This window comes from Ignavibacteriota bacterium (genome assembly GCA_016707525.1).
In the GTDB taxonomy this organism is placed as follows: Bacteria; Bacteroidota; Ignavibacteria; order UBA10030; family UBA6906; genus JAGDMK01.
This window is the reverse complement of the sequence record JADJHP010000001.1, coordinates 744,386-757,950: the sequence shown is the minus strand read 5'-3', so window position 1 is coordinate 757,950 and position 13,565 is coordinate 744,386. Positions and strand designations below refer to the sequence as shown.

The 13,565-nt window shown below is 62.4% G+C and carries 10 protein-coding genes and 1 pseudogene; 7 read left to right on the top strand and 4 right to left on the bottom strand.

Annotated features, from left to right (window positions below; genetic code table 11):
• Positions 1–505 precede the first annotated feature (505 nt).
• Positions 506–988: a thioredoxin gene (trxA, locus tag IPI01_03225; GenBank protein MBK7256831.1), complete on the top strand. Its 483-nt coding sequence runs from the start codon at positions 506–508 to the stop codon at positions 986–988.
• Positions 978–1,598 (top strand): thioredoxin family protein, encoded by a 621-nt coding sequence (locus tag IPI01_03220; GenBank protein ID MBK7256830.1) that lies wholly within the window; start codon positions 978–980, stop codon positions 1,596–1,598. Before trxA ends, IPI01_03220 begins: the two co-directional genes overlap by 11 nt.
• A gap of 104 nt (positions 1,599–1,702) precedes the next feature.
• On the opposite strand, the gene IPI01_03215 is transcribed toward IPI01_03220, so the two are convergent.
• A complete protein-coding gene (locus IPI01_03215; GenBank protein ID MBK7256829.1) occupies positions 1,703–2,485 on the bottom strand; it encodes a 1-acyl-sn-glycerol-3-phosphate acyltransferase in 783 nt (260 codons plus the stop codon).
• Positions 2,486–2,765: 280 nt separating this feature from the next.
• On the opposite strand from IPI01_03215, the gene htpX reads away from it, so the two are divergent.
• Positions 2,766–3,623 (top strand): zinc metalloprotease HtpX, encoded by an 858-nt coding sequence (gene htpX / locus IPI01_03210; protein ID MBK7256828.1) that lies wholly within the window; start codon positions 2,766–2,768, stop codon positions 3,621–3,623.
• Positions 3,620–6,385, top strand: coding sequence for a cation-translocating P-type ATPase (locus tag IPI01_03205; GenBank protein MBK7256827.1), 2,766 nt, complete (start codon positions 3,620–3,622; stop codon positions 6,383–6,385). The genes htpX and IPI01_03205 overlap by 4 nt, the downstream gene beginning before the upstream one ends.
• Before the next feature lie 17 nt (positions 6,386–6,402).
• Here the strand turns inward: IPI01_03205 and IPI01_03200 are convergent, their stop codons facing one another.
• The gene (locus IPI01_03200) at positions 6,403–7,323 is read right to left on the bottom strand and encodes an NAD-dependent epimerase/dehydratase family protein (protein ID MBK7256826.1); all 921 of its coding nucleotides are present in this window, start codon (positions 7,321–7,323) and stop codon (positions 6,403–6,405) included.
• An 89-nt stretch (positions 7,324–7,412) separates the two neighbouring features.
• Here IPI01_03200 and IPI01_03195 point away from each other — a divergent pair, with 89 nt between their 5' ends.
• From IPI01_03195 to IPI01_03185, 3 genes are all read left to right on the top strand, one after another.
• Positions 7,413–7,889, top strand: a complete 477-nt coding sequence (locus IPI01_03195; protein ID MBK7256825.1) for a MarR family transcriptional regulator — start codon at positions 7,413–7,415, stop codon at positions 7,887–7,889.
• Positions 7,890–7,978: 89 nt separating this feature from the next.
• Entirely contained in the window at positions 7,979–8,569 is a 591-nt protein-coding gene (locus IPI01_03190) for a polyisoprenoid-binding protein (protein MBK7256824.1), read from the top strand.
• 229 nt (positions 8,570–8,798) lie between these two features.
• Positions 8,799–10,274 (top strand): DUF853 family protein, encoded by a 1,476-nt coding sequence (locus IPI01_03185; GenBank protein ID MBK7256823.1) that lies wholly within the window; start codon positions 8,799–8,801, stop codon positions 10,272–10,274.
• 139 nt (positions 10,275–10,413) lie between these two features.
• Here the strand turns inward: IPI01_03185 and pckA are convergent.
• Both pckA and IPI01_03175 read right to left on the bottom strand, forming a co-directional pair.
• Positions 10,414–12,052: pseudogene (pckA, locus tag IPI01_03180) on the bottom strand (phosphoenolpyruvate carboxykinase (ATP)).
• Positions 12,049–13,266: a pyridoxal phosphate-dependent aminotransferase gene (locus tag IPI01_03175; GenBank protein ID MBK7256822.1), complete on the bottom strand. Its 1,218-nt coding sequence runs from the start codon at positions 13,264–13,266 to the stop codon at positions 12,049–12,051. Before IPI01_03175 ends, pckA begins: the two are co-directional and overlap by 4 nt.
• Between the last annotated feature and the right edge of the window lie 299 nt (positions 13,267–13,565).

Sequence of the window (13,565 nt, the reverse complement as noted above, 5' to 3'; positions counted from 1 at the left end):
GAGATGGAGAAACTTGCACGCGAGAAGAGCGTGATCGGCCTCTATGTGTCCGGCCATCCCCTCCTTAAATTCGAGCGCGAGGTCGAGGAATTCGCGAACGTGCGCCTCGGCGATCCGTCAGGGTTCACGAACCTGGCCGGTGTCCGCGCGTGCGGGATCATCACGGCTATCCGCCGCAAGGTGGACAAGCGGAACAATACGATGGCGTTCGTCACCATCGAGGATTTCAGCGGAAAGGCCGACTGCATCGTCTTCTCCGACCCGTTCACCAAGTTCCAATCGATCATCCAGCCTGATGCCATGGTGATGGTGGCAGGGAAGGGCGAACTGAATGGCGATGCCCTGCGCATCATTGTGACCGATGTGTTCCCGATCGAAAAGGTGCGCGAGAAATTCGCGCGGAGCGTGATCCTGTCGCTCCATGTCGATGCCGTTCAGGATCAGACCATCAAGGAACTCCGCTCGCTGCTCGAGCAACACCGCGGGAACTGCCCCTGCTACCTGAATGTTCAGGGATTGCCCGCACCACAGATGTTCGCTGCCCCCAGATACGGCGTGGATCCGTCCGTGCGTTTCCAGGAGGCGGTCACACGGGTGCTCGGAACGGACGCCGTGCGCTTTGTTGGAGAAGTCCAAACGTCACAAGAAAAATCAGGGAAGAGCAATGAAACCTATCGTCGTCACAGACAGCACGTTTGAAGCTGAAGTGTTGAAGTCCCCGATCCCGGTGCTGGTCGATTTCTGGGCCGTGTGGTGTGGCCCGTGCAAGACGATCGCACCCGTGGTGGAAGAACTCGCCGCGGAATACAACGGTAAACTCAAGGTCGTCAAACTCGACGTGGACGGCAATCCGGACACCTCCATGAAGTTCGCGATCCGCAGCATCCCGACGCTCATGGTGTTCAAGGGCGGCACGGTGGTGGAACAGATCATCGGTGCCGTGCCGAAACGGAGTCTGGTCGACAAGCTGGCCCCGCATGTCGGCTGATCGCGGTCAGGGTGTGTCCGATGTCGCCGCGCGGTTCCGTATAGCGCAGACCTATCAAGAGTACGAAGAAGGGTTGCGCGTGTACGACGAGACGCCCCTGCCGGCCGACGCATCAGCGGACGACAAGGCGCACAAGGCGTATGCGACGATCAATCTACAACGCGCGTCCCGCATAGCGCGGAGCTATACGCCCGGCGAAGAGATCACCGCGACGGTCCACGCACTTTCCGGTGGCCAACTCTGGGGTGTCATCTCCGAGGTCTGGTGCGGGGATTCCGCACAGATCATTCCGTATCTCGCGCGGATCGCCGCTCTGCGTGCGGATATCACGTTCCGTGTGATGGTGCGTGATGAGAATCCGGACATCATGGACCGTTATCTCACCAGCGGCAAGCGATGCATCCCGAAGTTCATTGTGTGGAATGCCGATGGGGAGGAGCTGTGCACCTGGGGGCCCCGCCCCGTGGGCGCACAAGCAGTGATCGATGAAGCCCTTGCCGGTGGTGTGCCCAAGGAACAGCGGCTGGAACGCCTTCACCTCTGGTACGGCCGCGACCGGGGAAAAAGCATCGAAGGGGAGATCGCCACGCTCTTGCGCGGCATCCGCTGAGGCACTCTGCATGCCACAAGGCCCGTTCCGCTGTTGCGGGACGGGCCTTCGTGTTCTTGGATCGTACGGATGCGCGAGGGGCGTCGTGAAGCGGGGCCGACCGCCTAGGAAGCCCCGGTCGCCGGCGCGCCTGCGAGCGCGTCCACCTGATCATCCGGGACGCCCCGCCGGCGGGCGATCTCATGGATGATCGACTGGCGGATCCGATCACGCAATACCGGGAGGTCTGCCTGCGTGAGGCCGTCGGTCGGCACCGGGTCCAGCACGTGGACATGGATATCGCTCGGTTTGCCGAATCGCCAGCTGTGCTTCGGCAGCGCATCCGAGGACCCTTCCACCGCCACGGGGAGGATCGGCGTGTGGGTCCGAATGGCGAGATGGAACGCGCCATCCGAGAACCGGCCGACCCGGCCGTCCGGCGAACGCGTCCCTTCGGGGAAGAACATCACCGGACATTTCTGCTCGAGATACTGTGAGGCACGGATGATCGTTCTCGCTCCGCTCCGCGCATCTTTGCGGTCCACGCTAATGTCGCCCGCGAGCTTCATCATCCATCCCATGACCGGGATCGCGAACAGCTCTGCCTTCCCGATCCACTTCATTTCCCACGGGATGTGGGAGATGAGAGGAATGTCCGCAAGCGACTGGTGGTTGCTGACGACCACGAAGGGCGTATGCTCCCGCGGCACGCTGAAGCCGGTCACGTGCAGGCTCCACAGGGGATTCACTTTCGTCATCGCAACGCCGAGATTCCTGAACCAGCGCCCGGTCGTGAACCGCACCGGGTTCCTGTCGAACAGGCGGATGAGTCCGAGCAACGGCAGCCAGACAATGACAAGGAGCGTGACCGCGAACCACACCCACGCGGAACGAATGACGGTAAGCATCGGGAGATCCTCTCAACAACGGCACGACAAGCGGTTAGTTCTCCAATGTACCATGGACTACGGCGGGAATCAAGGTGTACGGAGACAAGAGTGCGATGCGGCCACGGCCGCGGCCTGCGCAGAGCTGTAAACCCTTGCCATCATTGATACTTCGTTGTATCTTATGCCGTTGAACTTCCGCCCGTTCCCCGGTGTTGGAAGTGGGAGCCGATCCGTATCCTTGTCTTCGAAAATCTCGTGATCTGCGGGTAGAATGTACAAGACGTCTCTGGAGAACTCTATGAATACTACAAAAACGGTTTTTCTCATGGCGGTCATGACGGTCCTGCTGGTGTTCGCCGGCAGCCTGATCGGCGGCAAAGGCGGGATGATGATCGCGTTCGTGATGGCGTTGGTGATGAACGTGGGGTCGTACTGGTTCAGCGATAAGATCGTGCTGCGCATGTACGGCGGACAGGAGCTCACCCAGGCGGATGCGCCGGAACTGTTCCAGATCACCCGGGAACTTGCGGCCAACGGTGGGTTGCCGATGCCGAAAGTGTATCTCATCCGCGGCGACCAGCCGAATGCCTTTGCGACAGGGCGCGACCCGGATCATGCGGCCATTGCCGTGACCGAAGGTATCATGCGTTTGCTGTCGCGCGATGAACTGCGTGGCGTGATCGCGCATGAGCTTGCCCACGTGAAGCACCGCGATATCCTGATCGGGACGATCGCGGCGACGATGGCCGGTGCGATCAGTATGATCGCGAACATGGCCCAATGGGCGATGATCTTCGGCGGAGGCCGCAGCTCCGATGACCGTGAGGGCGGGAGCCCGATCGGGGGACTCGTCATGATGATCGTGGCGCCGTTCGCGGCGATGCTGATCCAGATGGCGATCTCGCGTTCCCGCGAGTTCATGGCCGATGAAGGGGGTGCGCAGATGGCCGGCAATCCCATGAGCCTCGCCAATGCGCTCCGCAAGCTTGAAGCGCGCGCACATCAGATACCGATGGACGCGTCGCCCAGCACCGCGCACATGTTCATCGTGAACCCGCTCAGCGGCGGCGGCGTCATGAAACTCTTCAGCACCCATCCGCCGATGGAAGAACGTATCGCACGCCTTGAGGCGATGGCCTCCGGGCGCGCGCTATGACCGAAGCCGCAGACGTCGCACGGCGTCCCGCGGGGGAAGTATCGGAGAAACACGGACAGCCGTGGCATTCCTTCCCCGTTGACGACGTTCTGCGACGCGTGAAGTCGGGGGCCGATGGCTTGCACCCCGACGAGGCTGCCCGGCGGCTGTCCTCGCAAGGCGCGAACGAGTTGCCGAAGGCGCAACAGGAATCCGTCATCGTCCTCTTCCTCCGGCAGTTTGCCAGCATCCTTATCCTGACGCTCTTCGCTGCCGCCGGGATCTCCGCGTTCATGGGGGAGTGGGTTGAAGCGATCGCGATCCTGGTCATCGTCATCCTGGCCGGGATCGTTGGCTTCATCCAGGAGTATCAGGCGGAACGCGCCCTCGAGGCCCTCCAGCGTCTTGCCGCGCCGAATGCCACCGTCCGGCGCGATGGCAAAGACCAGCTCGTTCCCGCACGCGAGGTCGTCCCGGGGGACGTCATCGTGCTGAAGACCGGTGATGCTGTTCCCGCGGACTCCCGGATCATCGATGCACCGCACCTTGAGGTGGACGAATCCACGCTCACCGGCGAGTCGCTCGCCACGCGCAAGACCACCCTTCCTCTCGACGGTGAAAACCTTCCCCTCGGCGACCGCACCAACATGGTGTTCAGCGGGACCTCCGTGGTGCAGGGGCGGGGGACCGCGGTTGTCATTGGTACCGGTGGCGCAACGGAGTTCGGAAAGATCGCCGCGTTGCTGCAGGGGACGGGGCAGACCAGGACGCCGTTGCAGGTCGTGCTCGATAAGCTCGGGCGCACGCTGGGGATCGCATCGTTCATCCTTGCTGTTGCCATGAGCGGGCTCGGATTATTACAGGGCTATCCTGTGCTGCAGATGTTCATCTGGGGCGTCGCGATCGCCGTCGCCGTGATCCCCGAGGCCCTGCCGGCCGTCGTCACGATCACGCTGGCGCTCGGTGTGAGGCGCATGGCGACCCGGAATGCGCTCATCCGCAAATTGCCCGCGGTGGAAACGCTGGGTGCGACGTCGATCATCTGTTCGGACAAGACCGGAACGCTCACCCAGAACGAGATGACCGTTCGCCGTCTCGTCTGCGGAGGTGTGACATACGGGATCACCGGTGCCGGGTTCGAGCCACGTGGATCCTTCCTGAAGGGGGGCAAGGCGATCCCCCCGCTTCCGGACCCGGTGATCAGGCAAATCCTGGTGACCGGGTTGTTGTGCAATGATGCGCTGTTGCAGGAACCGGCGCCGGGTCATTGGGTGATCATCGGGGATCCTACCGAGGGTGCGCTCGTGGTCGCCGCGGCGAAGGCCGGGCTCGATCACGGGGTGCTGACGCAGGAGTATCAACGCATCGACGAGATCCCGTTCACATCGGAACGGAAATGCATGACCACGGTCCACAACGATGGGAACGGCGCGCTGGTGTGCACCAAGGGTGCACCGGAGGTCGTCCTCGCTCTCTGCACCCATGAACACACCGCTGCGGGGGATGTGGCGTTGAACGAAGCACGCATCACTCTTCTCCTGCAACAGGCGAAGGAGATGGCACAGGATGCGCTCCGCGTGCTGGCACTCGGATACAAGCGGACCGGCCCACGGGAGGACCTCTCCGGGGCGGAACGGGGGCTCATCTTTGCAGGCCTTGTCGGGATCCAGGACCCGCCGCGTCCTGAAGTGTTCGACGCCATCCGTACGTGCAGGCAGGCCGGCATCCGTCCGGTGATGATCACCGGCGACCATCTCGTGACGGCGCTGGCGGTCGGCAGGGAACTCGGGATCCTCCGTGATGGGGCGGGTGCGCTTGCCGGAGCGGACCTCGACCGGATGTCGGACGATGAGCTCGCCGTGGCGGTGAAGACGACGGACATCTTTGCGCGCATCTCGCCGGAGCACAAACTCCGGATCGTGAACGCATTCCTGAGCCACGGAGAAGTAGTGGCGATGACGGGCGACGGCGTGAATGATGCGCCGTCGCTCAAGCGTGCGGATATCGGGGTGGCCATGGGGATCACCGGTACCGACGTGAGCAAAGAAGCGTCCGACATGATCCTCACGGACGACAATTTCGCGACGATCGTGGAAGCCGTCCGCGAAGGGCGCAGCATCTTTCAGAACATCCGGAAATATCTCGTCTTCCTTCTCAGCGGGAACCTTGGCACGGTCCTCGCGCTCGTCATCGCGTTGCTCGCCGGCATGCCGCTGCCGCTTGCCGCCGTGCAGGTGCTGTTCATCAACTTCATCATGGACGGCCTGATCGCGATCGCCCTGGGCGTCGAACCGCCGGAAAGCGGCATCATGCGTCATACGCCGCGCCGCCGGTCGGAAGGGATGCTCGACACGAACGCGCTCACGATGATCGGGGTGATCGGCCTGGTGATCGGTCTCGTGCCGCTCGGGGTGTACACACTCGCGCTCGATATGCAGATGTCCGAGATCTACGCCATGACCCTGTTCTACTGGGCGCTCATCGCGTCACGGCTCGTGAACGGCCTGAACTGCCGTTCGCTGACCGACTCGGTGGTCCGCGGCCGGGCCTCGCGGCATCCGAATCCGGTGTTGTATGCCAGCATGGCGATCACGGTCGTGCTCACCGGGCTGACGGTCTATGTGCCCGGCCTGGACGCGGTGTTCATGACCACGGCGCTGAAGCCGGCGCATGTGGGATACATCCTTGCAGCGTCGCTGCTGGTGTTGATCGTGGGGGAGACCGTGAAGGTGATACGGAAGCGCGCGGCGGGAGGGGGTGCCCCGGCTCCCGCCGGCAGGTGATCGCGGAGGTATCGTGACTAGGCCCGGCGGGTGCGCAGCCAGTCGATGGTCGCCGTGAAGCCGTCTTCCAGGGTGAAGGAGGGCGCGAATCCCAGCAGGGTGCGTGCCCGGGTCGTATCGGCGAGCGAGTGTTTCACGTCGCCCGCGCGCTCCTCGGCGTGGATGATGCGGCTGGAGGAGCCCGTGATCTTCTTCAGCGTGTCGGCGAGCGCGCGGATGCTCATGCTCCTGCCGCACGCGATGTTGTAGACTCCCGTGGCATTCCCTTCTGCGGCGGCCGCGTTCGCGGCAACGATATCCTTGACGTAGATGAAGTCTCTGGTCTGTTCGCCGTCGCCGTAGATCACCAGGTCCTCATTGCGCAGACAGCGGTCGATGAAGATGGGAACGGCGGCAGCGTACTGCGATTTCGGATTCTGGCGTGGGCCGAAGACGTTGAAGTACCGGAGGCAGGTGACCGGCTGATTGCAGTCCTCGGTGAACATGCGCGCGTAATACTCATCGTCGAGTTTGGTGATCGCATACGGGCTGCGCGGCTCGGGGACCATGCTCTCGAGTTTGGGCACCACGGGATTGTTGCCGTAGATCGCGGCGGAGGACGAGATCACGACCTTGCGCACGCCGCTTGCGCGCGCCGCTTCCAGGACATGGAGGGCACCGCGGACGTTGATGTCCACCGTTTCGCGTGGCTTCTCCATGGATTCCGGGACGCTCACCAGCGCAGCGAGGTGGAACACGTAGTCCACACCCTTCATGAGCTGATGGACAAGGGTTTCATCCGTCACGCTTCCTTCCACGAGGCGCACGTTGAAGCCTTCGAGGTTGTGACGGAACCCGGAGCGGAAGCTGTCGAGGACCGTTACGGACGCCTTCCGGTGATAGTGTTCAACGATATGGCTCCCGATGAAGCCGGAGCCTCCGGTCACGAGGATGTTCATGGTCATCTCCATTGTGCTCAGGAAGTTCGGGAAAATCCCGTGGAGATGCAACGTCATGCGAGGCCACAGGTAAAGCAGAAGGATCGGATATGAGATCGAACGGGAGGTACGGGCAGGTGGCGGACCGCGCACTGGGCATGTGGGTGAAGCTGGCCCGGGCGTACGCGACGATGAGCAGGTTGACCGCCGGGGACATCCGGCGGTACGGCCTGACGCAGGCCCAGTTCGGCGTTCTGGAATCCCTTGGCCACAAGGGGCGGATGACGCTGGGCGATCTGGCGCACACAAGCCTGTCGACGGGAGGGAACATCACCGTGGTGGTGAACAATCTCATCCGGGTGGGGCTGGTCAAGCGGACGGTCAGCACCCTGGACCGTCGCGTGGTCTTCGTGGCCCTGACGCCCCGGGGGACGAGGTTGTTCCGGCGGATCTTTCCGCGGCATGCGGAAGCGGTGGCGCGGATCGCCTCCGTCCTGTCCGCCGAGGAACAGGAACGCCTGGGGGACCTGCTGCGGAAGCTCGGCCGGGGGGCGGAAGAACAGGGAATTACTTCAAATTTAAAATAATTGCCCCGGCGGGGAACTTCCGCTTGCCTCTCCTGCGTTCCATAGGTATATCGGTACTCGACCCCAACGTCCATGTTCAGGAGCCGCCTATGCAGCGCACGATCCTTGCCGTCCTCACCCTCGTCCTCGCCATCAGCGGGGCCGTTGCCCAGACCACGTGGAAGCTTGACAATGCCCACAGCGCGGTCAAGTTCTCCGTCACCCATATGGTCATCGCCGAGGTCCCCGGGAATTTCCGCGAGTTCGACGTGACCTTCACGCAGAAGGGCACCGCCGACTTCGCAGGAAGCTCGCTGTCCGCCACGATCAAGACCGCCAGCATCAATACCGACAACGAAGGGCGCGACAAGCACCTTCGCTCGGACGATTTCTTCAATGCCGACAAGTTCCCGGCGATCACGTTCACGAGCACGTCGTTCGAGAAGACCGGCACCGATACCTATGTGATCAAGGGCGACCTCACCATCCGCGATGTCACAAAGCCGGTGGTGCTGAATGCCCGCTACACCGGTACCGTGAAGGATCCCAGGGGCAACACCAAGATCGGCTTCAAGGCGACCACCGCGATCAATCGCTTTGACTTCGGCGTGAAATGGAACAAGGCCGTGGAGGCAGGCGGGCTGGTCGTGGGCGAGACCGTGGACATCACCCTGCTGATGGAGTTCGCACAGGCGAAGTGATCCCCGGCAGTACACCGGAGCAGGACCAGAGGTGAAGGGCGGAGACGGCACAACGTTCTCCGCCCTTCGCCGTTCTTCCGTCAGGCCTTCCGTCCCCATTTCAGCCACTCCCACTGCGCCGGTCCGGCCGGCGTTTCCGGGCCTTCGTCCCCTTCACCCGTTTTCCTTTTGCCTTTTTCCCCTCCTTTGATATATTGCGTTCTCTCACATCCACCCCAGAGGAACATTCATGAGTGCCGCACCCGAACCCCTCCTGGTCGCCAAAGGCGACAGGGAAGTCTTTCTCCTCCCCACGATGGCCAACCGCCATGGCCTGATCGCCGGCGCGACAGGAACCGGAAAGACGGTCAGCCTCCAGGTCCTCGCCGAACACTTCAGCCGCATCGGTGTGCCCGTGTTCATGGCCGACGTCAAGGGAGACCTCTCCGGCATCTCGCAGGCAGGCGTCAGCAAACCGAAGATCGAGGAGCGCATCAAACAGCTCGGCCTGCAGGACTTTGCGTATGCCGCCTCACCGGCGGTCTTCTGGGATGTGTTCGGCGAGCAGGGCCACCCGGTCCGTGCCACCATCTCCGAGATGGGGCCGATGCTGCTGTCGCGCCTCCTCGCGCTGAACGATACGCAGTCGGGTGTGCTCACCATGGTCTTCAAGATCGCCGATGATAACGGGTTGTTGCTGCTCGATCTCAAGGACCTGCGCGCGATGCTCGAACACGTGGGCAACAATGCGTCCGAGTACAAGACAAGCTACGGCAACGTGTCGGCCGCCAGTATCGGTACCATCCAGCGCGGTTTGCTCGGACTGGAGGAGCAGGGCGGGGACACGTTCTTCGGCGAGCCCGCGCTTGACCTGGAAGACCTGATCCAGACCGACACCAAGGGGCGCGGGATCATCAACATTCTCGCCGCGGACAAACTCCTTCTCTCGCCGCAACTCTATGCGACCTTCCTTCTCTGGATGCTCGCGGAGTTGTTCGAACGCCTGCCGGAAGTGGGGGATGCCGACAAGCCGAAGCTGGTGTTCTTCTTCGACGAGGCCCATCTGTTGTTCAACGATGCGCCGAAGCCGCTGCTCACCAAGATCGAGCAGGTCGTCCGGCTCGTCCGCTCAAAAGGTGTCGGCGTCTACTTCATCAGCCAGAACCCGCTCGACATCCCCGACGTCGTTCTCGGGCAGCTCGGGAACAGGGTGCAACATGCGCTTCGGGCGTTCACACCGCGCGACCAGAAGGCTGTGAGGGCGGCGGCAGAAACGTTCCGGGCCAACCCCGGGCTCGATGTGGAGAAGGCCATCATGGAACTCGGCGTCGGTGAAGCACTTGTATCGTTCCTCGATGCGAAGGGAACGCCGGGCGTCGTGGAACGTGCCCTCGTGTGTCCGCCCCACGGGCAGATCGGGCCGGTGACCCCCGATCAGCGTGCGGCGATCATCAAAGGCTCCGTGCTCTACGGCCACTACGAGAAACTGGTGGACCGCGAATCGGCGTATGAGAAGCTCAGGGCCCGGGTGGCCGGGGCCGCGGCGGAACCGCAGCAGGCGCGTGGCGACGCGCCCGTGCCCCTCCCGAAGACGCGCGGGGGACGCGAGCCTGAATCGATCATGGCGTCGATGGCGAAGAGCGCACTCCGCGCCGCCGGCACGCAGATCGGCCGTGAAGTGATCCGGGGCGTGCTGGGATCGATCCTGGGGGGCAGGAAGAGGTAGCGGCCCACAGGCCAGCGACCGGGACATCGGCATCTGTGCCGGAGAATGAGAAGGGCGAGAGAACGTGTGGGTTCTCTCGCCCTTCTGCGTCACGGCCGGACCGGCAGCAGTTGCGCTACGATCCTGTTGTCTGCTCCGTCTATTTCCGGGGACCTGCTGCTTTCACTTCTGCCGGGCACCCGTCTTCGTACTTCTTGAAATTCTCCACGAACCGCGTGGCGAGTTCCTTGTATCTGCGCATATACTCGTTCTTGTCCGGCCATGAACCCGAGGGGTTCAGGATGGACTCCGGGACGCCGTCGCACTGCTGCGGCACGCTGAATCCGAATACGGGGTCGACCGTGTACGGCACATCGAGCAGCTTCCCGCTCAATGCTGCGTTCAGCAGCGCGCGTGTACCTGATGCTGATGCGCTTGCCGATGCCGTACGGCCCGCCGATCCATCCCGTGTTCACCAGCCAGCAGGTCGCCCCATGCCGGAGGATCTTCCGTTTCAGCAGATCAGCGTAGAACGCCGGGCGGTGCACCATGAACGGCGCACCGAAACAGGTGCTGAAGGTCATCTCCGGTTCCTTGCTCAACCCCACCTCGGTCCCGGCGATCTTCGATGTGTACCCCGAAATGAACTGATACAGCGCCTGGTCGGGCGTGAGCTTTGCGATCGGCGGCATCACCCCCGATGCATCGCAGGTGAGGAGGATGATGTTCTTCGGATGCCCGCCCATCTTCTCCGGCACCGCGTTCGCGATGAAGTCCAGAGGATACGAGGCACGCGTATTCTCCGTCAGCGATTCGTCATCGAGGTCGATGATGCGCGTGACCGGGTCATACACGACGTTCTCGAGCACCGTGCCGAACCGGTGCGTCGCTGCATAGATCTCGGGTTCGGCCTGCGCGGAGAGCTGGATCACCTTCGCGTAGCATCCGCCTTCGAAGTTGAACACGCCGTCGTCACTCCACCCGTGCTCGTCGTCGCCGATCAGCCGCCGCCCGGGATCTGCCGAGAGTGTGGTCTTCCCGGTGCCGGAGAGCCCGAAGAACAACGCGGTGTCCCCCTCCGGCCCGATGTTCGCCGAACAATGCATCGGCATCACCGTCTGAAGGGGGAGGAGGTAGTTGAGGATCGTGAAGACGGACTTCTTGATCTCGCCGGCATACCCGGTGTTGCCGATGATGCAGAGCTTCTGCGCGAAGTTCACCACGATGAAGGTGTTCGTCGCCGTGCTGTCGATCTGCGGGATGCCTTTGAACGACGGTACAGCGATGACGGTGAACTCGGGCACATGGCGCCGCAGCTCTTCGTTCGTGGCGGGCATGAGGAACATGTTCCGCGCGAAGTGGCTGTGCCACGCGTACTCGGTGATGATGCGCACCGGCAGGCGGTAGTTCGGATCGGCACCCGCGTAGCAGTCCTGCACGAAGACGTCCCGCCCCTGGAGGAACCCCTGCAGCCGGTTGTACAGGTCGTTGAACTTGTCGGGGTTGAACGGCCGGTTGTACTCGCCCCACCAGATGTGGTCCTCGGTCGACGGTTCGCGCACGACGAACTTATCGTTGGCGGACCGCGCCGTGTGTTTCCCGGTATTCACAATGATCGGGCCGTTCTGTGCGATGCGCGCTTCGCGGCGGAAGGTGATCTCTTCGTACAGCGCCTCCGTGGGGAGGTTCCAGTAGGCCATGCGCAGATTGCTGAGCCCGTGGGAGTCGAGGCCGAAGTCGCTCTTGACCGCGGAGGCCTCGCCCTGTGCCGGGGTCTTGATATCCAGAATGTTGTTCATAGCCAGTCCCGTGTCATTTTGCGTTCGCCGATGTAGATCTCGTTCGGAGCGGTCGGGTCGAGTGCCCACTTGATCCGCTCGATGCCCTGCTTGATATCCTTCACCGTGGTGGCATAGCTCAACCGGAGGTGACCCTCCATGCCGAACTCCTTGCCCGGGACGGTGACCACGAGGGCCTTCTTGAGGAGGAACTGGGAGAGCTCGACGGAGCTCTTATTGTAGGCGCGGAAGTCCGGCAGGCAGTAGTATGTTCCCTCCGGCGGTGTGATATGGATGCCGTTGAACGCCCGCAACTCCTGGATCATCACGTTCCGGTTGTTCTCCAGCGTCATGCGCAGCGTCTCCACCACGCTCTGGAGGCCGATGAGGGCACCTTCGGCCGCGGCCTGCAGGATCACGGAGGTACAGGAGGTGGTCTGTGCCTGGACGTTGGTCATGACCTCCACGATCTTCCGGGGAGCAACGACCCAGCCGATCCGGAACCCGGTCATGCCGTACAGCTTCGAGATGCCGTTGATCGAAATGACCTTGGTCGAGTCGAGGTCCTTCGTGGTGCAGCTATAGGCGGACGTGGTACGCTTCCCATCGAACACCAGACGGTGATAGATATCGTCCATGATGAGATAGATGCCCTTGCGTTCGCACAGCTCGACAAGTTGTCCGATCAGTTCCGCCGGATACACCGCACCCGACGGGTTGTTCGGGCTGTTCACGATGATGGCCTTGGTGTAGGAACTGACCGCGCGCTCGATGTCCGCCATGCGCGGAATGAACTTGCCATCCTCGGGCGTTACGATCACCGGCACGCCGTACACCATCTTGATCATCTCGGGATAGCTGACCCAGTAGGGGGCGAGGACGATCACTTCTTCCTGGGGGTTGACGATGGTGAAGAGGAGATTGAAGAGTGCCTGCTTCGCGCCGGCGGAGACCAGGATGTTCTCGGGTGCGGCGATCCGGTCGTAGTTCTCTTCCGTGTACCGGATGATCGCTTTGCGGAGCGAGGGAATGCCCTCGGTGGGCGTGTACTTGATGTCGCCGGTGTTCAGCTTCGCTGCAGAACTCAGGATCGCGTTGATCGGCGCGCGGTTCTTCGGTTCTCCGGCGCCGAGATGGATGACCGCTTCGCCACGCTCCCGGAGCAGCCGGGCCTGTTCATTGAGCGCGAGGGTCGGGCTTTCGGCGATGGATCGTGCCAATTGACTGATGCTCATGCGTACGTTCGCCTCCTGATGACTTGGGTTTGGAACTGGGAGAGCAAATTGTGAAGGGTAGAAGAACGGGGTACCAGTGACCGAAGTTACCGAAATCGACTCTGGGAAGCAACCGTGCCGCGATGCCCGGTCCGGGTGCGGGTGTTGAGACTTTCAACGCTCGCGCGAGTGGCCAATTGTGACCTCCTGCATGATAGAACACGCAGGGTCGGGGTTCTCCATGCCCGAACATGTCAAAACTGTGAAGTATCTCTGGACATACAGTTGGCACTCCGCTTGCAAGGATGAAGCGAGATGCA